The sequence below is a fragment of the Neobacillus sp. DHD-1R genome (assembly GCF_057747995.1).
On record NZ_CM173232.1, the window covers coordinates 886,664 to 910,436 of the forward strand.

Annotated in this window: 16 protein-coding genes and 3 rRNA genes; 11 read left to right on the top strand and 8 right to left on the bottom strand. The window is 44.2% G+C overall.

Going from position 1 to position 23,773, the window contains the following annotated elements; all coding sequences use genetic code 11:
• Nucleotides 1-4 precede the first annotated feature (4 nt).
• The 7 genes from AC3ANL_RS04215 (at nt 5) to AC3ANL_RS04245 (ending at nt 8,695) form a co-directional block, all read left to right on the top strand.
• Nucleotides 5-2,074 (top strand): glycoside hydrolase family 3 protein, encoded by a 2,070-nt coding sequence (locus AC3ANL_RS04215; RefSeq protein ID WP_488328017.1) that lies wholly within the window; start codon nt 5-7, stop codon nt 2,072-2,074.
• A 67-nt stretch (nt 2,075-2,141) separates the two neighbouring features.
• Complete coding sequence (locus AC3ANL_RS04220; protein ID WP_488328018.1) at nt 2,142-3,392, top strand: exo-beta-N-acetylmuramidase NamZ family protein; 1,251 nt, start codon at nt 2,142-2,144, stop codon at nt 3,390-3,392.
• Between the two features lie 281 nt (nt 3,393-3,673).
• Nucleotides 3,674-4,576: an ABC transporter ATP-binding protein gene (locus AC3ANL_RS04225; RefSeq protein ID WP_488328019.1), complete on the top strand. Its 903-nt coding sequence runs from the start codon at nt 3,674-3,676 to the stop codon at nt 4,574-4,576.
• 1 nt (nt 4,577) lies between these two features.
• A complete protein-coding gene (locus AC3ANL_RS04230) occupies nt 4,578-5,315 on the top strand; it encodes an ABC transporter permease (protein ID WP_488328020.1) in 738 nt (245 codons plus the stop codon).
• A gap of 6 nt (nt 5,316-5,321) precedes the next feature.
• Nucleotides 5,322-6,449: a sensor histidine kinase gene (locus tag AC3ANL_RS04235; RefSeq protein ID WP_488328021.1), complete on the top strand. Its 1,128-nt coding sequence runs from the start codon at nt 5,322-5,324 to the stop codon at nt 6,447-6,449.
• Entirely contained in the window at nt 6,446-7,048 is a 603-nt protein-coding gene (locus tag AC3ANL_RS04240; protein WP_488328022.1) for a response regulator transcription factor, read from the top strand. The genes AC3ANL_RS04235 and AC3ANL_RS04240 overlap by 4 nt, the downstream gene beginning before the upstream one ends.
• A 369-nt stretch (nt 7,049-7,417) precedes the next feature.
• The gene (locus AC3ANL_RS04245) at nt 7,418-8,695 is read left to right on the top strand and encodes a UDP-glucose dehydrogenase family protein (RefSeq protein ID WP_488328023.1); all 1,278 of its coding nucleotides are present in this window, start codon (nt 7,418-7,420) and stop codon (nt 8,693-8,695) included.
• Between the two features lie 100 nt (nt 8,696-8,795).
• Here the strand turns inward: AC3ANL_RS04245 and AC3ANL_RS04250 are convergent, their stop codons facing one another.
• The 8 genes from AC3ANL_RS04250 to rfbA all read right to left on the bottom strand — a co-directional run bounded on the left by AC3ANL_RS04250 (nt 8,796) and on the right by rfbA (nt 16,976).
• A complete protein-coding gene (locus tag AC3ANL_RS04250) occupies nt 8,796-9,413 on the bottom strand; it encodes a LysE family translocator (protein WP_488328024.1) in 618 nt (205 codons plus the stop codon).
• A 549-nt stretch (nt 9,414-9,962) separates the two neighbouring features.
• Nucleotides 9,963-10,376, bottom strand: coding sequence for a hypothetical protein (locus AC3ANL_RS04255; protein WP_488328025.1), 414 nt, complete (start codon nt 10,374-10,376; stop codon nt 9,963-9,965).
• A 116-nt stretch (nt 10,377-10,492) separates the two neighbouring features.
• The gene (locus AC3ANL_RS04260; RefSeq protein ID WP_488328026.1) at nt 10,493-11,692 is read right to left on the bottom strand and encodes a hypothetical protein; all 1,200 of its coding nucleotides are present in this window, start codon (nt 11,690-11,692) and stop codon (nt 10,493-10,495) included.
• Between the two features lie 425 nt (nt 11,693-12,117).
• On the bottom strand, nt 12,118-13,638 hold the full coding sequence (locus AC3ANL_RS04265; RefSeq protein ID WP_488328027.1) for a glycosyltransferase: 1,521 nt from the start codon (nt 13,636-13,638) through the stop codon (nt 12,118-12,120).
• Nucleotides 13,639-13,651: 13 nt separating this feature from the next.
• Entirely contained in the window at nt 13,652-14,527 is an 876-nt protein-coding gene (gene rfbD, locus AC3ANL_RS04270; RefSeq protein WP_488328028.1) for a dTDP-4-dehydrorhamnose reductase, read from the bottom strand.
• A gap of 38 nt (nt 14,528-14,565) precedes the next feature.
• Nucleotides 14,566-15,528, bottom strand: a complete 963-nt coding sequence (gene rfbB / locus AC3ANL_RS04275) for a dTDP-glucose 4,6-dehydratase (RefSeq protein WP_488328029.1) — start codon at nt 15,526-15,528, stop codon at nt 14,566-14,568.
• A gap of 6 nt (nt 15,529-15,534) precedes the next feature.
• Nucleotides 15,535-16,092, bottom strand: a complete 558-nt coding sequence (gene rfbC / locus AC3ANL_RS04280) for a dTDP-4-dehydrorhamnose 3,5-epimerase (RefSeq protein WP_488328030.1) — start codon at nt 16,090-16,092, stop codon at nt 15,535-15,537.
• A complete protein-coding gene (gene rfbA / locus AC3ANL_RS04285; RefSeq protein WP_488328031.1) occupies nt 16,089-16,976 on the bottom strand; it encodes a glucose-1-phosphate thymidylyltransferase RfbA in 888 nt (295 codons plus the stop codon). The genes rfbC and rfbA overlap by 4 nt, the downstream gene beginning before the upstream one ends.
• A gap of 453 nt (nt 16,977-17,429) precedes the next feature.
• Here rfbA and AC3ANL_RS04290 point away from each other — a divergent pair.
• The 4 genes from AC3ANL_RS04290 (at nt 17,430) to AC3ANL_RS04305 (ending at nt 23,690) form a co-directional block, all read left to right on the top strand.
• Nucleotides 17,430-18,979: ribosomal RNA gene (locus AC3ANL_RS04290) — 16S ribosomal RNA — on the top strand.
• A gap of 189 nt (nt 18,980-19,168) precedes the next feature.
• Nucleotides 19,169-22,104 (top strand): 23S ribosomal RNA (locus AC3ANL_RS04295).
• Nucleotides 22,105-22,306: 202 nt separating this feature from the next.
• A 5S ribosomal RNA gene (gene rrf / locus AC3ANL_RS04300) occupies nt 22,307-22,423 on the top strand.
• Together the 16S, 23S and 5S rRNA genes form the textbook arrangement of a ribosomal RNA operon.
• A 358-nt stretch (nt 22,424-22,781) precedes the next feature.
• A complete protein-coding gene (locus tag AC3ANL_RS04305; RefSeq protein WP_488328032.1) occupies nt 22,782-23,690 on the top strand; it encodes a CPBP family intramembrane glutamic endopeptidase in 909 nt (302 codons plus the stop codon).
• Nucleotides 23,691-23,773: the final 83 nt, after the last annotated feature.

Consider the following 23,773-nt stretch of genomic DNA (forward strand, 5'->3'; position numbering starts at 1 on the left):
AAACATGAGGAAGATTGTAAAGGCAGTCATCACTTCATTTTTAGCAGTAGTGCTTTTGCTAACGGGCATTCCGCTCGCAGGGGCAACAGCAGCAACGGGGATTCAAGATTTAGTGATTGACCTTAATGTACCGCAAGTCACAAGGGACGTGGAAAATAACAACCTGCAATTGAATGCTTTGCATGTGTTTGACGACGGCAAGTTTATGCTAGCTTCCGAGAACCTGACTTGGAAGTCTTCAAACAAAAATGTCGCCTCTGTTAAGGATGGCGAAGTAACGCTATCGGGTCACAATGGGAAAACGTTTATTACGGTAAGCGATGGCAGCTACTCTGATCGAATCGCGATCCAAGTAAAAGAAAATCCAGATAAGATTCTAGTTGAAAAAGAAACTGGTGCTCGCTATGACCTGATTGGCAGGGCCATCAAGAAAATGACGATGGAAGAAAAGGTTGGACAAATGCTGATGCCGGACTTCCGTAATTGGAAGGGTAAAAATGTAACGGAAATGAATGACGAAATTACCCAGCTTGTCAAAGACTATCATATAGGCGGCGTCATTTTATTCCGTGAAAACACGGTGACAGCTGATCAAACAGCGAAGCTTGTTAGTGCCTATCAAGAGGCAGCGGAAAAATACGGACTGTTGATTTCGATTGACCAGGAAGGCGGGATTGTGACACGCCTGCAAACAGGAACTGATTTTCCGGGTAACATGGCTCTAGGTGCAGCCCGTTCTGAAGAACTGGCTGAAAAGGTGGGCAAATCGATTGGGGAAGAGCTGACTGCCCTTGGGATTAACATGAACTTCGGTCCAGTATTGGATGTTAACAACAATCCCGATAACCCTGTCATTGCCGTTCGTTCGTTTGGGGAAGACCCAGAGTTAGTCGCTAAATTGGGAAAGGCCTATATTAAAGGACTTCATGAATCAGGAACAGCGTCTACGGCCAAACATTTTCCCGGCCATGGGGATACAGCGGTGGATTCACATATTGGATTACCAGAGGTTCCCCATGATATGGACCGTCTGAAAAAAGTAGAATTATATCCATTCCAGCAGGCTATGGATGCTGGTATTGATGCGGTGATGACGGCACATGTAACCTTCCCGAAAATCGATGATACAAAAGCAATTTCGAAAAAGGATGGAACGGAAATTGCAGTCCCGGCGACGTTATCCCATAAAGTTATAACCGGGCTTATGCGCGAAGAAATGGGGTATAACGGAGTTATTGTGACCGATGCTATGAATATGGGAGCAATTGCTGACCATTTTGGGTCTGTTGATGCAGCGGTTCGTGCGGTTCAAGCGGGGGTTGATGTTCTGCTCATGCCGGTTGGAATTGTCGAAGTGGCCAATGGCTTATATGATGCAATTAACGCTGGGGACATTTCAATGAATAGAATTGACCAATCAGTTGAGCGGATTTTAACACTGAAACTCAACCGTTCCATTGTGAAGCCTGAGGTAGAAAAAAGCCTTGATGAAAAGGTTGCCAATGCCCTTAAAGTCGTAGGTTCAATTGAACATAAAGCAGTAGAAAAAGAGGCAGCAGCAAAATCGATTACGCTTGTAAAAAATAGCGGTGTTCTTCCGCTGAATTTGACAAAAGAAGATAAGATTGCCGTGGTGGGTTATTCTGGCTATTATGTGGATTCACTAGTGGCTGAGGTGAAAAAACACCATGATGATGTCACGTACATCAATACTGCTACAAAGCTGACATCAACTCAGTTGGATCAAATTAAAGATGCTAACTATATTATTGTCGGTACGTATACCTCCAGTGTTTCAGGCAGAGCGCCAGGAGCCAGTCAAATGCTGATGACCAATCAGCTGATTGAAACAGGTAAACCGGTTATTGCGGTCGGGATAAGAAATCCATATGATGTGATGTCATATCCAAATGTAGGTGCCGCGTTAGTCCAATACAGCTTTAGACCTGCCAGTTTTGAAGCATCTGTTAATACTATTTTTGGACAAAATAACCCAACTGGAAAGCTGCCGGTAACCATTTACAACCATGATGGCAGTGAATTGTTCGGATTTGGTCATGGACTTGGTTATTAAGCTAATGTGTTTATTTTTCTAAAGGTTTCCTGAACAGTAGATCATAAAAAAACATGGAGGGGTTTGGATGAAGAAGTGGCTTACCGGTGTCCTTGTGTTACTGCTTGTCCTGTCAACCGTTACGGCGGCAATTGCTAAAAATGAAACAGAAAAGAAAAATGGAAAGCTCAAATTAGGCGTTGAGGTGTTATTAAAGGATCGCCTTGACTTAATTAAGGGTAAGCGCGTTGGTTTAATCACCAATCCTACTGGTGTCGATCAAAAGCTTACTAGTATTGTAGATTTATTCAACAATAACCCGAATTTCAAGCTTACAGCCTTATATGGACCAGAACATGGTGTTCGCGGCAGCGCTCCTGCCGGTTCGTATGTAGAGTCTTATATTGATGAAAAAACAGGGGTTCCGGTTTACAGTCTTTATGGAGCAACAAAAAAACCGACGCCTGAAATGTTAAGTAATGTCGATGTATTGGTATTTGATATTCAAGATGTCGGGACGCGTTATTACACATATATTTACACAATGGCGTTAGCAATGGAGGCCGCAAAAGAAAACAACATTCCAATTATTGTCCTTGACCGCCCCAACCCAATCAGTGGTGCAAAGGTAGAGGGACCAATTTTAGAGGACAAATATTCTTCTTTCGTCGGTGAATTTCCAATTCCAGTACGCCACGGAATGACGGTCGGCGAATTGGCCAACCTCTTTAACAAGGAATTTAACATTGGAGCAGATTTAACAGTGGTGAAAATGGAAGGCTGGAACCGCAGCATGTATTACGATGACGCTGATTTACCATTCGTTATGCCGTCACCGAACATGCCAACTTTAGAGACAGCATTAGTCTACTCTGGTGCTTGTTTAATTGAAGGAACCAATGTTTCAGAGGGGCGTGGAACTACCAAACCGTTCGAATTGATCGGTGCACCATTTATCAATGGAGATGTCCTAGCCGCAAAATTGAATGCATACAACTTACCGGGAGTGACATTCCGCGCCGCTTCGTTCATCCCGTCAACATCAAAGTTTACAAATCAGTTAAGCAATGGCATTCAAATTCACGTCACCAACCGTAACTCCTTTAAGTCGTTCGAGACAGGTCTTTATATTGTAAAGACTATCCATGATCTGTATCCGGACAAATTCCAATTCCGTGCACCAAACAGTGCGGGAATCTCGTTTTTTGATAATTTAGTAGGAAACGGCTCCATCCGTGCCGGTATCGAGGCGGGTAAATCCGTCGAAGAAATGAAAGCAGAATGGCAGCCAGCACTGGACAAATTTATGGATGTTCGCGAAAACTATTTACTATACTAACACCTTGGTGTCACTAATGGTGCCTGACACCATTCATGCACATTTGTCCGTTTCCAGTGGACATTCGAAAATCGTTTATGAAGGACCTCCATCATGGGGGTCTTTTTTTAATATCAGAATTTATAAGTTTTGACTTCGAGAATGGTCCAGCTCCAGATACCACCACGTGATACCACTACACTAAAATGACATTTGTCATCTCGTTTTGATGACAAAGCTTACTAAAAATTATCTTCTTGACATCATACAATAAGAGCAAGAAAGCAGGAGGTGGTCAGGAAATGAATGAAATTGTAAGCTTAACAAACGTGACAAAGTCATTTCAACATAAAACGGCTGTTAATAATGTATCCTTTTCGATTACAAAAGGGGAGGTAGTAGCAATCCTTGGACCGAATGGTGCAGGGAAAACAACCACCATCTCAATGATTTTAGGGCTGCTCAAACCAACAGCAGGAGAGATTCAATTATTTAACCACCAACCCGAGGAAAAACATGTCCGAGAAAAAATCGGCACGATGCTGCAGGAGGTTAGTGTCATGCCAGGCTTGAAAGTGCGCGAAATTCTGGTGCTAATCAGAAGCTACTACCCAAGACCGCTCGCCATGACGGAACTAATCAAGCTAACCGGCCTGACAGAGCAGGACCTGAAGACGCGGGCTGAAAAATTATCAGGCGGGCAAAAGCGGCGCTTAAGTTTTGCGCTGGCACTCGCGGGGAATCCAGAGCTGATCATTTTTGACGAACCCACAGTAGGGATGGATATTGCCTCACGGAATCGTTTTTGGCAGACCATTCACCACTTAGCCGAGCAAGGCAAAACGGTTATTTTTTCAACCCATTATTTGCAGGAAGCGGATGATGCCGCAGACCGAATCTTGCTTTTTAAAGAGGGCGCTATCGTAGCAGATGGTACGCCGGCCCAAATTAAAGCGAGAATATCAAAGCAATCTGTTTCTTTTATCGTCGACCCGGAAATGTCGCTTGAAAACCTTTATCTATACAGTGAGATTGATGATATCTATCGAAAAAATAACCGTGTCTATGTCCAGTCAACTAATACGGACCGTGTATTAGAGCTTATTTTCCAAGAAAAAATTGGTGCCCGAGATATCCAAATTGAACGTGGAAAGCTGGAAGAAGCGTTCGAACAGCTGACAAACGGCACGAAGGAGGCCATTTAAAATGAAAGCATTTAAAATGCAATGTAAAGTGGAAATAATCAGGGTGTTACGGAATCGGTATTTTGTGTTTTGGTCTTTGGTGATGCCGATTATCTTCTATTATATTTTCACTAATTTAGTGAACTCAGACGTTCCGAACAAAGCGGAATGGCAGGCACACTATCTCATGTCCATGACCGTCTTTAGTGTGATGGGCTCGTCGATAATGACACTCGGGATCCGCATGGTGCAGGAGCGCTCTCAAGGCTGGTCGACCTTTATTCGAATCACTCCTCTTTCCGACACGGTATATTTTGCGGCACAGATGATCGGTCAAAGTGTAATCCATCTACTATCGATAACGATCATATTTATCGCCGGTGCGATTATCAACGGTGTTTCCCTTACAGCGATGCAATGGATCCTGAGTGGCTTATGGATTTTACTTGGTTCCTTACCATTCCTCGCTATCGGGACATTAATTGGGATGATGAAAAAAGTAGAAACAGCAGCAGGGATCAGCAATGTGCTGTACATGGTGCTTGCCGTGTCCGGAGGGTTGTGGATGCCGCTCGAGATCATGCCGAAAATGATGCAAGCCATTGGCAAATGGCTTCCGTCCTACAACTTTGGCAATGGAGCCTGGGAGATTGTCCGCGGAAACACGCCTAATTGGAAAAATATTCTGATTTTAATCGCTTATTTGACCGTATTCATGCTACTATCGAAATATATTAGAAGAAAAACAGAAGTGGCGTGATGTAAGGTGAAATGGTCAATCTTCCCGAGACAATTTGGATTCTTTCCCTATATCTTTCTCATTTATATAGGGTTTCCTGTTTTCTATTTAACGAAAGAAGCAGGGATCAAACAGCTGATTGGCTACGGGATGGTCCTGCTATTTTTGGTGTCGTATCGCCAGTTATATTTTTTAATGGGAAAAAGAAAGTTCACCTACTGGTTGGCTGTGCAACTGGCGATCGTGTTTATTTTCAGTCTGTTTTATCATTTAAACTACATGTTTATGGGCTTCTTCCCCGCCAATTTCATCGGCTGGTATCGGGACAAAACGGTATTTAGACGGGGATTGCTAAGTTTAGCGCTTGTGGAAATACTTCCGTTCATTGTTCAGGTCATCCAAACAAGAACCTTTTTTACACCGGCAGAGCTCATTTATTTTGTCCCGTTCCTCATTATTATGCTGATATCTCCGTTTGGCATCCGCTCGATGAATCGCCGGATGGAGTTGGAGAAAAAATTAGATCAGGCAAATCAGAAAATTGAACAGTTGGTAAAGCGTGAGGAGAGAGTGAGGATTGCCCGTGATCTCCATGATACGCTTGGTCATACGCTGTCCCTATTGACATTAAAGAGTCAGCTCGTGCAACGGTTAACCGCAGTTGACCCAGAACGAGCGCGGCTGGAAGCCAAGGAAATGGAAGTAACCTCTCGTGCTGCTTTAAAACAGGTGCGCGAATTGGTAACCGATATGCGTGCCTCTACGATCACCGAAGAACTCTTACAAATCCAGCAAATTTTACGGGCCTCAGGAATTACCTATCAATACAAGGGGGATATTGACTTTACTGTGGTTTCCCCCTTCATGCAAAATGTCATCGGGATGTGTATACGGGAGGCAGTGACCAATGTCGTCAAGCATAGCCGCGCCACACACTGTTCCATTACGATCAAGCTTTTTTCGGAAAAAATGAACCTTGTCATCCGGGATGATGGGATGGGCGTGCCGAAAAATAATCTCTTTGGCAATGGCTTGAGGGGGATGGAGGAGAGGTTAGCGTTGATTGAGGGGTCACTAAAACTATCAAATCATAATGGTGCTGTGTTAGAAATGACTGTTCCCATCATTAATAAGGCAGGGGGTACTGCGGTATGATTCGATTATTTATTGCTGAAGATCAGCGAATGTTATTGGGAGCACTTGGCTCCCTCCTTGATTTGGAGGCCGATATGAGAGTGGTGGGCCAAGCGTTGAATGGGGAAGAGGCGCTGGGCTCCATTCTGGCGCTTAAGCCTGATGTTTGTTTGTTGGATATTGAAATGCCGGGAATGAATGGACTCGAGGTAGCAGAAGAGCTTGCACGAAAGTCTGCTGCCAGTAAGGTCATTATTTTAACTACTTTTGCCCGACCTGGATACTTTGAGCGTGCCGTAAAAATAGGCGTACACGGCTATTTACTTAAGGACGGGGAAATTGATGAACTCGCCGATGCCATTCGTAAGGTGATGTCAGGTAAACGGGTGTTCAGTTCGGAACTGGCCATTGATGCCATTCGTGAGGAAAACCCGCTGACAACAAAAGAGCAAGAGCTTTTAAGATTAGCAGCTTTAGGAAAAACAACGAAAGAAATCACCTTTGAACTCTACTTATCATCCGGCACCGTCCGCAACTACATCTCCGAAATTATTCACAAACTTGATGCAAAAAACAGAACCGAAGCCGCTAGTATCGCCGAGAAAAAAGGTTGGATCTAGCAGGTGCTTGGAGCCGTTAGTTGTAAAAGTCCGGTTGTCATTTGAGAACTATTGCTATTGATGTCCACAAATAGAAATCCAATGAATGAGTGGTATTCACTAATGCTGTCGAATGCTACTCACTCCATTCCCACCCCAATCTACTTAGACCATGCCCCATTTATGCCCAATCTAGTCGGATAACCTTCCACAAAATACATTAAAGAATAAATTATTAGTAGTTTGAAGGCGTTAGTGAACTTCACCCAACAAGCAGACGGAAAATCATACAAGCATTGGGTTGAAGAAAAAAGTAAAATTGCTCAATATTGCCGCTCCCTCAAACTAACTAATGTCATTATACGTGGATAGAAGGGGGAATAAATAACCGTGAAAATCTTAATCGTCGGCACAGGTTATGTGGGGACGACGACAGGCCTTATTTTTTGCGAAATGGGTCACCAGGTAACAGGGTTGGATCTTGATGAAAGTAAAATTCAAGCATTACAAGCTGGTAAACTCCATTTCTATGAACCGGGCCTGGAGGACTTACTACGCAAGCATGTCGCAGCTCAGAATATTATTTTTACCAAAAAAACAGAAGAAGCGGTTAAACAGAATGAAGTGATTTTCATTTGCGTCGGTACGCCACAAGATGCGGATGGAAGTGCAGATCTTACTTATGTGAAAAATGTGGCAGAATCGATTGGCACCTATATGGAACATTATAAAGTGATTGTGACAAAAAGTACCGTGCCGGTTGGGACAGCAGAGTTAGTGACAAAATGGATCAGCGAAAAACAAAAGGCTCCGATTCCATTTGATGTAGTCAGTAATCCTGAGTTTCTTCGTGAGGGTTCCGCCCTTCTGGACGCCCTAAATCCTGACCGGATTGTGATCGGCACAACAAGTGAAGCAGCAAGAAAAATAATGCGCGAATTGTACAAGAATTTTTCCTGTCCTATCATTGAAACCTTCCCAAAAGCCTCCGAAATGATCAAGTATGCTGCTAACTCCTTCCTTGCGATGAAAATTTCCTATATTAACGAATTAGCTAGACTATGTGATGTGTTAAATATCAATGTAAATGATGTTTCAACAGGGATTGGACTCGATCACCGTATAGGGTCGCATTTCCTTCGGGCGGGGATGGGGTATGGAGGATCTTGTTTTCCGAAGGATGTGAGTGCGTTAATAAATATCGGAAACGATAACAAAATGCCGCTTGCTATTTTGGGGGATGTTGTAAAAGTCAATGCGGAACAGCCGCTTTATTTACTGAACAAAATCAAAGCAGTTCTTGGCGGTAATTTAAAAAATAAGACTATTGCTGTACTCGGATTAGCCTTTAAAGCAAATACCGATGATATACGGGAGTCACCAAGTCTAACTTTAATCAAGCATTTGGCAGCGGAACAAGCCGTGATTAAAGCGCATGACCCCATTGTAAAAATAGGGGAGGCATACCAATATAAAACAATTGAAGAAACTTTGACAGGGGCAGACGCACTTGTCATGTGCACGGACTGGGATGATTACCAGCATCTCGATTGGGCGAGCCTCAAACCGTTTATGAGCCAGCCATATATCTTCGATGGCCGCAATATGCTGGATAAGGAGAAAATCACAAGCTTAGGCTTCCATTATGTAGGAGTCGCCAATCATTAGGAATATAAGCAAGGCGCAAGCGCCCTGAGTTGGACAATTCTCGAAGCCAACACTTATAAATTCTAATATAGTGAGAAAAAGAGCCCATTTTGAGCTCTTTTTATTTTTGACTTTGAAATACCAGTGTCAGCCCTAAACCAATATAGATGGCACCGACTACTTTTCCTTGCCAGCGGGCAATTCGGCTATTTTGATTAGAAAATAATTTTTCGCCAATGGAACTGGTTAAGAATGCTAAAAGAGTTGTGTACAAAATGCTCATTAATACAAATGTGAGTCCTAATATTAATAACTGAAGGACAACAGATGTTCCACCCTGATGAATAAATTGTGGTAAGAAAGCTAGGAAAAAAAGAGCCGTTTTTGGGTTTAATAATTCGATTAATAAGGCCTGACGAAACGAAACAGCAGCGTTATTTTTCTTTGGTACTGCTACGACTTGCTTTTTCGATTTTTCAAACAGTGATTTTATCCCTATAAAAATTAAATAAGCAGCCCCTAAATATTTTACTATTTCAAAAGCAAGGGCCGATGTCATCAATATAGCTGAAAGACCAAGGACAGCTGCAATGGTATGAATTAAATCGCCAACCGCAATCCCGATGCCCGTAATGATTCCGGCTCTTCGCCCGCCTTTAGCTGTTTGCGTTACCGTAAGTAACACAGCTGGACCGGGGATCAGAAATAAAACCAAGACAACTAAAATAAACGACACCATTTTTCTCTCTCCTATAATAAAAATATGATATCACCATTTTATCATATTATTTTGAATATTATTTCGCTTTAAAGTGATAAATAGGTTGATAATTGATAGATTAATTTGTTAAACAAAAAAGTAGTAGTGCCGATGCACGACTACCATTGAAAGCTTACAAGAGAATTGCTTATCCACTTTTAAGGGGGACTAAATAGGAGTGTGGCTGCCGCACTATCTTGTAACGCTGAGTTTCCACTATGAGTAACTTGAACAGTTAATAGTTGACATCTAAGGACAGCGAAGCTGGCTGCTGTAAATGCACAACAATTTGGTGCAGTGGCATTATTTGGTCCATTTACTGTTACGGTAATTCGTGTAGATACAAAACCTGCGTTCGGATTGCCTGCGACACCAAATCCGCAGTTGCTACTTACAAATATTTCAGCGGTTACTGATTGCCCTGCTGTTAAAACTTCATCGCGGATATTAAAAACAAGTCCTGTAATGGTTTCCTGAATCCTTCGCCTACCTATGAAACAAATGGAGGATTACAATGCTGGAGGTTTATTAAGAAGGAGTATAAGATAGACTGGCGCTAAATGAGAGCTGGGTGATATCAACTGCTGAGGGATCCGACGATGCACGTGTCCTTATACGAATACCAATACGATCACCCGCTGCGACTGTTAATGATCCGACATTTATATTGGTTGCCGTATAGAAAGTACCGGCAGTAACAGGATTACCAGGACCGCCAAAAATAAGCGAGCTAGTCAGCGGAGTTGTCACGTAAAATGAAGAAAGATGACTAATCCCATTATTAGGAGCTGAAGGTGCGACGAAAACTGTAAAATCATATACAAGAGGGGTCACATTTATAGAAGCCACTGAAGCAACCAATAAATCTGCGCTTATCTGTAAATTTTGAACGGTTCCCGCAAAAGGAATTGGGAAAGCAAATCCACCTGCTTCTGGTGGCATAGTTGATTCTCCAGAACCGTTAATAACTTCAACCGTGTGATTACCAAAACCCATTAAAATTGGAGCAGCTGATACTACTGTAGCACCACTGATGATGATACCTGATGAAAATGGAATTAATCCTCCACTTCCCTGAGCACCTTGAGGTCCTTGAGGTCCCCGAGCGCCTTGAGGTCCTTGAGGTCCTTGAGGTCCCCGAGCACCTTGAGGTCCTTGAGGTCCTTGAGGTCCCCGAGTGCCTTGATTCCCCTGAGCGCCTTGATTCCCCTGAGGTCCTTGAGGTCCCCGAGCGCCTTGATTCCCCTGAGGTCCTTGAGGTCCCCGAGCGCCTTGATTCCCTTGAGGTCCTTGAGGTCCCCGAGCGCCTTGAGCACCTTGAGGTCCTTGAGGTCCAAGAGCGCCTTGAGGTCCTTGAGGTCCCCGAGCGCCTTGAGCACCTTGAGGTCCTTGAGGTCCCCGAGTGCCTTGATTCCCCTGAGCGCCTTGATTCCCCTGAGGTCCTTGAGGTCCCCGAGCGCCTTGATTCCCCTGAGGTCCTTGAGGTCCCCGAGCGCCTTGATTCCCTTGAGGTCCTTGAGGTCCCCGAGCGCCTTGAGCACCTTGAGGTCCTTGAGGTCCAAGAGCGCCTTGAGGTCCTTGAGGTCCCCGAGCGCCTTGAGCACCTTGAGGTCCTTGAGGTCCCCGAGCGCCTTGAGAGCCTTGAGCACCTTGAGAGCCTTGAGCGCCTTGAGGTCCTTGAAGTCCCCGAGCGCCTTGAGCACCTTGAGCAGCTTGAGCGCCTTGAGGTCCCCGAGCACCTTGAGCACCTTGAGCACCTTGAGGTCCTTGAGGTCCTTGAGGTCCTTGAGGTCCTTGAGAGCCTTGAGCACCTTGAGCAGCTTGAGGTCCTTGAGGTCCCCGAGCGCCTTGAGCACCTTGAGCACCTTGAGCACCTTGAGCACCCTGAGCACCCTGAGCACCCTGAGCACCTTGAGCACCCTGAGCACCCTGAGCACCCCGAGCACCTTGAGCACCCTGAGCACCTTGAGCACCCTGAGCACCTTGAGCACCCTGAGCACCTTGAGCACCTTGAGCACCTTGAGGTCCTTGAGCACCTTGAGCACCTTGAGGTCCTTGAGCACCCTGAGCGCCTTGAGCACCCTGAGCACCTTGAGCACCCTGAGGTCCTCGTTTACCAGGTTCGCCTCGTTTACCGCGTTTACCGCGTTTTTCTTTACATTCCTCTTCATCCTCGCGATCCCGGTCGCAATCCCGATCCCGATCGCAATCCAAATCACGATCCCGTTCCCGATCGCGATTACAGCCGCTGTTGCCACCTAAATCGCCAAAATATTGTTTGGACAAACAACACACCACCTAATTCCAATTTGTACTTGCTCTATAAAATATTGAAGTCCAATCAAGATGGAATGGGACAAACATTTAGTTGACAAAAAATATATAAATACCTAGATTGAAAAAAATAGGTATTTATCTAATAACTTGGAAATGTATTTTTATATTGTTATAGAATTGAAAGTAATTTAGGTTTTTAGGACCCCTCTACATCGGCCTCAATCTGAATTTATCCGCACTAGTTTAGGTAGAGCCAATAAATATGTCCAAAACAATAAAAATAAGCAGTCTAAAACCTTAAAAAAATTGGTCTCAGGCTGCTTATATATTTTTAATATTGAAGTAAAAAATCCTAGGATAAAATTCCCTCTTTCTCACCCAATTTCGCTAGAGCACTTGTAAAGGTTTACGGCAATATGAGTACTTTCTCTATGCAAGAAGAGCAAAGTTTTGCATATTGGATACACGATTCTAATGAATCATCCGATTCCATTCCCCACCATCGAATGGATCCCCTGGGTGCGTTCGATGCAAAAGTCTCAATTTCTTCAGGAACACGGCCCACCACTACCACTTCAATCTCTTTAAAGTTAGTCTCCATTCCCTTTTGAAGCGTTTTAAATAATTCGGTATGCTCACTCTCAGGACTAGAATAAGGGATAGGAAACAGGAATGAAACTTTTAAAGGATCTTCATGGATAATATGAGCAGATTTACGTGCGGGGTCATCTGAAGGCCTCTCCCATACACGACTATATTCTATCTCATCCGGTAAACCCAGTTCATTCAATCTTGCATTGATTCGCGATTGATAATAACTTTCTAGTTCACTGCAGAGAATCTGTATCTGCTGATTTCTCTGAAAAGTAGAGTTATCTCCGTTTTCATTCCGATATTGGATGTAGAGTAGGTGAGGAATTGCAACAAATTTTGTTGAAAGAAACGACCGAACTAGCAAGTCATAATCATCTGAAACCAATAATTCTTCCCGGTGACCTCCAATTAAGTGATAACAATCCCTAGTCCATGCACGAGGATGATTCGGTAACCCTACCAAATGCCGGATAGTCGTCCCATTTAGTGTCGTTTGCTTCATTACATTTTGCCAGCGATTCATTTCATGGACCCAAACTCGATAAAAGAGACTGTATCCAAACCCACAATCCCAGCCATACCAATGAGCATGATGGCTTCCTACGTATACTTCTGCATTTTCGCCAAAAGCAAATCCACAATCAGGGTGTTGTTGAAAAGCCTGGACAATCTTCTCTAGACAGTCAGGAGTTAGATCATCATCATGATCCACTTCAACCAGAATTTCCCCAGTACATAAACCTGCAGCATATCGTTTGATTGCACCAATGTACCCATTCCGAGTATCTTGGCGATATCTTCTCACCCGTGGATCATTAAGAGTAAGCAGGTCGTTACGGTATGTCTCATCATCATCTCCAGAGTCATCTACAATCACCCATTCCCAATTGGTGTAAGTTTGATTTAATAAGGAGCGATAGGGCCGCTGTATTTTTTCTTTGGATTTGTAGCTTGCCGTAAACACCGATACTAATGGAGTGTCTGAAGAAAATTTTGTAGTTGGTATGCTTCTATTTTTAGGGAGAGGGTCGGTACTGCTTAGCCAGCAATAAAATAATTTTGAGGATTGAATCTGTTCAGTAGAAGTAAAGTGTAACCACCGTTTTCTTTCATGAAAGGGTAACGAATTCAGGGTGCTGAATTCTTCCCAATCTGTTCCCAATGAGAGATAGACACGAGGATTTTTAGGATTCATATTCACTAATTCATCCTGTGGTTGATACATTTTTAAAGTGATGCCGCTCTCCGTCAACCTCATGATCATTTCATGTAATTCATCAAATGCAATCTTGCTTGAAATAAATAGATGAGTTGTCAAAAGTGGAGTACTCATTTTTTTCCTTCTTTCAGGCTTTGTTGTTTCCATCTTCGTGCACCGTTAACTGAAACAAAAATCGTCTCAAGGCCTCTTTCCAATGAGGCATGGCGGGAAAATGATTAATCCGCAAACCCATATGATCCATGACTGAAAACTTGGGTCGAGGAGCTGGACGTGGAAACTCCTCTGTTGTACAAGGTTTTATCTGTATAGGAATATTAGTTTGTTGAAACACCTCTTTGGCGAACTCAAACCAAGAACAACTCCCTGAATTAGATACATGATATACCCCGTATTTACTGGTTTTCATGAGCTGAACAATACACTTTGCGAGATCTACTGTATAAGTTGGAGAACCTACTTGGTCATTAACGACCGTTAATTGTTCTGCTCCGCTAGCAAGTTTTAGCATTGTTTTTACAAAATTGTTCCCATACACGCCGAAAACCCATGAAGTTCGTACAATAAAGAATTTCGAATGGAAATCTCGTACTAAATTTTCCCCTGCCAATTTAGAACTTCCATATACATTGATTGGGGATACTGGTGAAAATTCATGATAGGATGTACTAGAATTACCGTCAAACACATAATCTGTACTTATATATACTAGTTTTGCATTGACTGTTTCAGCTGCAATTGCAATATTCCGTGTTCCTATTCCATTGACTAAAAAAGCAAAATCCGTCTGTGATTCTGCTTTATCCACATTGGTATAGGCAGCACAATGGATAATAATATCTGGTTTAATAACCAGCACAACCCTATTTACCTCATGTTCATTTGTGATGTCTAGTTCGGTTTTTCCCATTCCAAAGACTTCATACCCTGGTAATTTTTTAAAAAGCAGGACGAGGTCTGAACCTAGCTGGCCTTCTGCACCTGTAACAAGTACTTTCGTCATTTCACACCCCTCTAAAACCTCCAGTTTGTTACTCTTACTTAAATTAATTTTTCCCACCATTCCTGATGCGTTTGATACCATGAAATCGTTTCTATTAACCCATCCTTAAATGAATAATTTGGCCTCCAGCCTAATTCATTCTGAATTTTACTGGAATCAATCGCATATCTGTAGTCATGACCTAACCTGTCAGGAACAAATGTAAGTAAGTTCTTTGATTCACCTAACTCTTTAACAATCGTCTCGACAATTTCGATATTTGTCCGCTCATTGTTCCCGCCAATATTGTAAATTTCTCCAGGCTTCCCTTGATGGATCACTAAATCGACAGCTGAACAATGGTCGCTCACATGCAGCCAATCTCGAATATTTTTTCCATCACCATAAATAGGTAAGGATTTTCCTTTTATGGCGTTAATAATCATGAGTGGGATTAGTTTTTCGGGGAATTGAAAAGGGCCATAATTATTGGAACAGCGTGTAATGTTAACCTGTAAACCATACGTTTCGTAATAGGATCTTACCATGAAGTCAGCACTTGCTTTGCTGGCTGAATAGGGACTGTTAGGGGATAAAGGAGTAGCTTCAGTAAAATAACCAGTTGCTCCAAGCGATCCATATACTTCATCAGTCGAAATTTGAACGAATCGGAGGTTATGGTTTCTGGCTGCATCCAACAGGATTTGCGTACCAACTATATTTGTTTTTACAAATTCATTAGAGTTTGAGATGCTGCGATCCACGTGAGTTTCCGCCGCAAAATTCACAATTAAGTCCACTGCATGACCAGTAACAATGTACTCTACTAATTCTTTGTTCGTGATATCCCCTTTAATAAAGGCATAGCGGCTCGTGTCTTGTATGTCTGTTAAATTTTCCAAGTTACCGGCATACGTTAATTTATCAACATTAATAATGTGATAAGTTGGATACTTTTTAAGTAAATAATGAATAAAATTACTCCCTATAAACCCTGCTCCTCCTGTAACAAGTAATTTCATTTGTTTTTACTCCTTTACAGAAAAGTTCAATTCTGCATGTTTTAATAAAGGAAGATTGCTGTCCTTCGCAGATAGTATGGGATCTGATATAGGCCAATCAATTCCTAGTTCAGGGTCATCCCAAAAAATCCCTCTGTCCTGGTTAGGGTCATAATACTGATCAACTTTATAAAATACAATTGTATTCGGAACAAGTGTACAAAACCCGTGAGCAAAACCTTGCGGAACGAGAACCTGGCGTTTATTATCTTCACTCAAAATAACACCGATCCATTGACCAAAAGTAGGGGAGTTCTGACGAATATCTACTATTACATCAAAAACAGCTCCAGAACAAACTTGGACCAATTTTGTCTGTGCCTTAGGGTTTAATTGATAATGGAGACCACGTAAGACTCCAGCTTCCTTTGAAAAGGACTGATTGTCTTGAATAAAATCAAAGTGGATGCCAAATTGTTCGAGTAACTTCTTATTATAACTTTCCATAAAGAAACCCCGGGTGTCCCTAAAGACAAGCGGTTCGAGGAGAAAGACACCTTGGAGCTCTGTTTCTTTTATATTCATTGCCCACCTCTTAATTGTTTTCCGTCAGCAACATCCATTAAATATTTCCCGTATTCATTTTTCATTAAAGGCTTTGCTAAATTATATAAATCTTCTCTTGAGATATAACCTTTTTGAAAGGCAATCTCTTCAATACTCGCGATTTTAATGTTTTGCGTGTCCTCAATGGTTTTAATATATTGCGAAGCCTTAAATATTGATTGATGTGTACCAGTGTCAATCCAGGCGTTGCTAGTCCCTAATAATTTCACTGATAACTCGCCCATATCTAAATAGACTTTATTCACATCTGTGATTTCAAGTTCACCTCTTTGTGATGGCTGAATGTTTTTTGCAATATCCACCACCCGATTATCATAAAAATAAAGACCTGTTACTGCATAATTCGTTTTTGGATAGACTGGTTTTTCTTCAATTGAAATAACCGTCCCATCCTCTAAAAAGTCAAGGACACCAAATCGCTCTGGATCGTGAACAAAATAACCAAAAACGGTAGCACCCTTTTTTTGACTGACAGCTTCCATTAACAGGTTTTGGAACTCGAAACCATAAAAGATATTGTCGCCCAAAATTAAGGCTACATCGTCATTCCCAATAAACTGTTCACCAATAATGAAAGCTTGGGCTATTCCATCTGGAGTGGGTTGTATCGCGTAGGAAATGGAAATTCCTATATCTGTTCCATTTCCTAGCAGCTCTTTATAGCGGGAATGATCCTGCAAAGTTGAAATAATTAGCAATTCTTTAATCCCAGCGTGCAATAGCGTAGAGAGGGGGTAGTAAATCATAGGCTTATCATAGACTGGCAACAAATGCTTTGATATCGACCGAGTTAAAGGGTAAAGTCTTGTTCCACTGCCTCCTGCTAAAATAATCCCCTTCAATCCAAGTCCTCCTTTCCTCAAAAAGTGGGAAGTGAATGAATAAATGACAACCAATTTAATAATTTTCCTGAGGTATTGTATGTTCTGGAAAATGAATAGGGTACAACTTTATAAAGGAGCAAGGGGCGAATTGTTTTTATTATGATGGGACAAATTCAATTGATTTATGGTCACCCCGTGAAAAGTTTTACATACTTTTAATCTCTTTAAAAAATATTAATTAGTTGTTGACATATGGTAGTTATCAGTTATATAATATAAAAGTTGTCACAGAAACTATTAATCTTGTAAAGAAAAAAGTTGTTGACAATTAAAAGTGAAGATAATATAATTTAAAAGTTGTCTCATCAAATTGTTCTTTGAAAACTAAACAAACAAAAGCGTCAACAAACAATAAATTATTAGTTTCTTTTTGAAACTAAGCCAACGTAACATTTATGAGCTATATCAACTTTCTTGGAGAGTTTGATCCTGGCTCAGGACGAACGCTGGCGGCGTGCCTAATACATGCAAGTCGAGCGGATCAACAGAAGCTTGCTTCTGTTGATTAGCGGCGGACGGGTGAGTAACACGTGGGCAACCTGCCTGTAAGACTGGGATAACACCGGGAAACCGGTGCTAATACCGGATAATCTTTTTCTTCACATGAAGGAAAACTGAAAGACGGTTTCGGCTGTCACTTACAGATGGGCCCGCGGCGCATTAGCTAGTTGGTGAGGTAACGGCTCACCAAGGCAACGATGCGTAGCCGACCTGAGAGGGTGATCGGCCACACTGGGACTGAGACACGGCCCAGACTCCTACGGGAGGCAGCAGTAGGGAATCTTCCACAATGGACGAAAGTCTGATGGAGCAACGCCGCGTGAGCGATGAAGGCCTTCGGGTCGTAAAGCTCTGTTGTTAGGGAAGAACAAGTATCGGAGTAACTGCCGGTACCTTGACGGTACCTAACCAGAAAGCCACGGCTAACTACGTGCCAGCAGCCGCGGTAATACGTAGGTGGCAAGCGTTGTCCGGAATTATTGGGCGTAAAGCGCGCGCAGGCGGTCCTTTAAGTCTGATGTGAAAGCCCACGGCTCAACCGTGGAGGGTCATTGGAAACTGGGGGACTTGAGTGCAGAAGAGGAAAGCGGAATTCCACGTGTAGCGGTGAAATGCGTAGAGATGTGGAGGAACACCAGTGGCGAAGGCGGCTTTCTGGTCTGTAACTGACGCTGAGGCGCGAAAGCGTGGGGAGCAAACAGGATTAGATACCCTGGTAGTCCACGCCGTAAACGATGAGTGCTAAGTGTTAGGGGGTTTCCGCCCCTTAGTGCTGCAGCTAACGCATTAAGCACTCCGCCTGGGGAGTACGGCCGCAAGGCTGAAACTCAAAGGAATTGACGGGGGCCCGCACAAGCGGTGGAGCATGTGGTTTAATTCGAAGCAACGCGAAGAACCTTACCAGGTCTTGACATCCTCTGACACTCCTAGAGATAGGACGTTCCCCTTCGGGGGACAGAGTGACAGGTGGTGCATGGTTGTCGTCAGCTCGTGTCGTGAGATGTTGGGTTAAGTCCCGCAACGAGCGCAACCCTTGTTCTTAGTTGCCAGCATTCAGTTGGGCACTCTAAGGAGACTGCCGGTGACAAACCGGAGGAAGGTGGGGATGACGTCAAATCATCATGCCCCTTATGACCTGGGCTACACACGTGCTACAATGGATGGTACAAAGGGCAGCAAAGCCGCGAGGCCTAGCCAATCCCATAAAACCATTCTCAGTTCGGATTGTAGGCTGCAACTCGCCTACATGAAGCCGGAATCGCTAGTAATCGCGGATCAGCATGCCGCGGTGAATACGTTCCCGGGCCTTGTACACACCGCCCGTCACACCACGAGAGTTTGTAACACCCGAAGTCGGTGGGGTAACCGTAAGGAGCCAGCCGCCTAAGGTGGGACAGATGATTGGGGTGAAGTCGTAACAAGGTAGCCGTATCGGAAGGTGCGGCTGGATCACCTCCTTTCTAAGGATAATGCAGTCCTTTCGGACTGATAAGAAGTTGACCGCTTTTTGTTTGTTTAGTTTTGAGAGAGCAATTCTCTCGAAACATTCGTTCTTTGAAAACTAGATAATCGTAAGAAGAAGCAAGTAAAACATCGAGTAATCGCCATTTTAGTTTTCTCTCTTATTTAATAAGAGAAATAACCTTTTAGGTTAAGTTAGAAAGGGCGCACGGTGAATGCCTTGGCACTAGGAGCCGATGAAGGACGGGACTAACACCGATATGCTTCGGGGAGCTGTAAGTAAGCTTTGATCCGGAGATTTCCGAATGGGGAAACCCACTGCTCGTAATGGAGTAGTATCTTTACCTGAATACATAGGGTATGGATGGCATACCCGGGGAACTGAAACATCTAAGTACCCGGAGGAAGAGAAAGCAAACGCGATTCCCTGAGTAGCGGCGAGCGAAACGGGACATAGCCCAAACCAAGAGGCTTGCCTCTTGGGGTTGTAGGACACTCAACATGGAGTTACAAAGGAACGGGGTAAATGAAGCGATCTGGAAAGGTCCGTCATAGAAGGTAAAAACCCTGTAGTTGAAACTTCGTTCCCTCCTGAGTGGATCCTGAGTACGGCCGGACACGAGAAATCCGGTCGGAAGCAGGGAGGACCATCTCCCAAGGCTAAATACTCCCTAGTGACCGATAGTGAACCAGTACCGTGAGGGAAAGGTGAAAAGCACCCCGGAAGGGGAGTGAAATAGTTCCTGAAACCGTGTGCCTACAAGTAGTCAGAGCCCGTTAATGGGTGATGGCGTGCCTTTTGTAGAATGAACCGGCGAGTTACGATCCCATGCAAGGTTAAGTTGAAAAGACGGAGCCGCAGCGAAAGCGAGTCTGAATAGGGCGAATGAGTATGTGGTCGTAGACCCGAAACCAGGTGATCTACCCATGTCCAGGGTGAAGTCCAGGTAACACTGGATGGAGGCCCGAACCCACGCACGTTGAAAAGTGCGGGGATGAGGTGTGGGTAGCGGAGAAATTCCAATCGAACTTGGAGATAGCTGGTTCTCTCCGAAATAGCTTTAGGGCTAGCCTCACGTAGTAAGAGTCTTGGAGGTAGAGCACTGTTTGGACTAGGGGCCCTCATCGGGTTACCGAATTCAGACAAACTCCGAATGCCAAAGACTTATCCGTGGGAGTCAGACTGCGAGTGATAAGATCCGTAGTCAAAAGGGAAACAGCCCAGACCACCAGCTAAGGTCCCAAAGTATACGTTAAGTGGAAAAGGATGTGGAGTTGCTTAGACAACCAGGATGTTGGCTTAGAAGCAGCCACCATTTAAAGAGTGCGTAATAGCTCACTGGTCGAGTGACTCTGCGCCGAAAATGTACCGGGGCTAAACGTATCACCGAAGCTGTGGATTGACATCAACGATGTCAGTGGTAGGAGAGCGTTCTAAGGGCGTTGAAGCTAGACCGTAAGGACTGGTGGAGCGCTTAGAAGTGAGAATGCCGGTATGAGTAGCGAAAGATGAGTGAGAATCTCATCCACCGAATGCCTAAGGTTTCCTGAGGAAGGCTCGTCCGCTCAGGGTTAGTCGGGACCTAAGCCGAGGCCGAAAGGCGTAGGCGATGGACAACAGGTTGATATTCCTGTACCACCTCTTTATCGTTTGAGTGATGGGGGGACGCAGGAGGATAGGGTAAGCGCGCTGTTGGATATGCGCGTCTAAGCAGTTAGGCTGGTAAGTAGGAAAATCCGCTTACCGTGAAGGCTGAGCTGTGACAGCGAGGGAAATTTAGTACCGAAGTTCCTGATTCCACACTGCCAAGAAAAGCCTCTAGCGAGATAAAAGGTGCCCGTACCGCAAACCGACACAGGTAGGCGAGGAGAGAATCCTAAGGTGAGCGAGAGAACTCTCGTTAAGGAACTCGGCAAAATGACCCCGTAACTTCGGGAGAAGGGGTGCTCTTTGGGGTGAATAGCCTCGAAGAGCCGCAGTGAATAGGCCCAGGCGACTGTTTAGCAAAAACACAGGTCTCTGCGAAGCCGCAAGGCGAAGTATAGGGGCTGACGCCTGCCCGGTGCTGGAAGGTTAAGAGGAGGGGTTAGCGCAAGCGAAGCTCTGAATCGAAGCCCCAGTAAACGGCGGCCGTAACTATAACGGTCCTAAGGTAGCGAAATTCCTTGTCGGGTAAGTTCCGACCCGCACGAAAGGCGTAACGATCTGGGCACTGTCTCAACGAGAGACTCGGTGAAATTATAGTACCTGTGAAGATGCAGGTTACCCGCGACAGGACGGAAAGACCCCGTGGAGCTTTACTGTAGCCTGATATTGAATTTTGGTACAGCTTGTACAGGATAGGTAGGAGCCTGAGAAGCCGGAGCGCTAGCTTCGGTGGAGGCGTCGGTGGGATACTACCCTGGCTGTATTGAAATTCTAACCCGCACCCCTGATCGGGGTGGGAGACAGTGTCAGGTGGGCAGTTTGACTGGGGCGGTCGCCTCCTAAAGAGTAACGGAGGCGCCCAAAGGTTCCCTCAGAATGGTTGGAAATCATTCGTAGAGTGTAAAGGCACAAGGGAGCTTGACTGCGAGACCTACAAGTCGAGCAGGGACGAAAGTCGGGCTTAGTGATCCGGTGGTTCCGCATGGAAGGGCCATCGCTCAACGGATAAAAGCTACCCCGGGGATAACAGGCTTATCTCCCCCAAGAGTCCACATCGACGGGGAGGTTTGGCACCTCGATGTCGGCTCATCGCATCCTGGGGCTGTAGTCGGTCCCAAGGGTTGGGCTGTTCGCCCATTAAAGCGGTACGCGAGCTGGGTTCAGAACGTCGTGAGACAGTTCGGTCCCTATCCGTCGTGGGCGCAGGAAATTTGAGAGGAGCTGTCCTTAGTACGAGAGGACCGGGATGGACGCACCGCTGGTGTACCAGTTGTCTTGCCAAAGGCATCGCTGGGTAGCTATGTGCGGACGGGATAAGTGCTGAAAGCATCTAAGCATGAAGCCCCCCTCAAGATGAGATTTCCCATAGCGTCAAGCTAGTAAGAACCCTGAAAGATGATCAGGTTGATAGGTCAGAGGTGGAAGCATGGCGACATGTGGAGCTGACTGATACTAATCGTTCGAGGACTTAACCAAATAGAAAAGCGGAGGCGACTGGTCAACTTCGACAGACGTTGGAGAGCCGGCACTGCAAATCCTGGTTTTGGATTTGAAGGGACGTATCGAAACGGCCGAGAAGTTAGGAGCCGCAACTGGACAATTTTTAAGCGAACTTGAGTTTTACAACACTTCTTCTGTATTATCTAGTTTTGAGAGAACGATCTCTCTAATTTTATAGTCTGGTAATTAAGGCGAGAAGGTCACACCCGTTCCCATACCGAACACGGAAGTTAAGCTTCTCAGCGCCGATGGTAGTTGGGACACGCGTCCCTGTGAGAGTAGGACGTTGCCAGGCACGAAGAAGGACAGCTAAAATTAGCTGCCCTTTTTTGTTTTATAGGAAATTATAAATTGCCTCACTGTGAATAACTTTTGTTGACAATAACAGGAAGATGGAAAAATATTGTGGTGATATTCGCCTGTCAATATGTTAAATTATCAGTATTATGATCTAGTAATAGTTTCACTAAACCTATTTTTAGGGTAATATTCATGTAAATACATTCGTAATGGTAAGGAGAAAAATTTGTGAAGAGAAAATGGAAGTGGGTGCTTGGCTGTTTCCTATTCCTGCTTTGTTTAAATGGATTCGGAATCCTGGCGGTTACGATTTTAAATTGGTAGTTGAACTCTAATAGCAGGGAATGACAAGGATGACATCGAACTTAACAAAACCGATTTCGAAAAAGTTGCTTTTTGCCATGCTGGTTGTGACGATTGGGGCGGAAATTCTCCTCTATTTGACCCGGTACAGCAATCTGGCCAGTACCCTTTACGATGCTATGATGGTAGCGTCCTTTTTTGTCGGCTTGAAACTGCACCGGCGCCTCACTAGTTCTGTAGACCATCCACCAACAAAACGACAGCTGACATTAAAATTTACAGGGGCATTCTTATTTTTCTTTCTCGGAAGTACGATCATTAATATTTATTCAACCAGCACCTTTCAGGATTTTAGTGTTGATTATGATCAATTCGTGCAAGACTATGCGGACATGCAGATGTCTGATGTGAAGGAGGATACCGTTGCAGGTGAGGCAACGGAACCAATTTGGTCCTTTTTTGAAAAAGTAGATTTACTGGGCTATGATTTATTTGCGGATACGCTTGCGGGATTGGAAGAAGTTTGGCGCCTTGCCTATATGATTCTATTTCTCGTGGTATGTAAAAAAATATTCCCGCACAGGTGGGAAAGCGGACGCAGAGATCTATTTCTGATGTCAGCGCTGTTTGTTACATCCATCCTCTTTGGCATTGACCACACGCTAGATTCGGAGCAGCCGTGGTCGATTCGGATTGGGGCCATTGTCACGTTTGCAGACATGGGTTTGCTTTTCGGATTAATTTTATTATGGACCCGAAACCTTTGGTTGACCGTCCTCGTGCATGCTCTCTACGATATCACTGCCACCTTATCATGGTACTATGTTGATTACGCTGTTGAACTATTTGCTCTAGCAGTTTTGGTTCTTCATGTGGTTTTGTTTACGTTAGAAAAAATAAACAATAGACGCCAGAAGCGTAAGCTCGAAGCAGTTGAACTGGCGCAAGCAGCTGAATGATATAAATAGTGTATTAAAAGGGTCTGACCTCACGCTTAACACTCAATCAATAGTCGCCTATTAAGAAAAGTTCGGCGGCATGA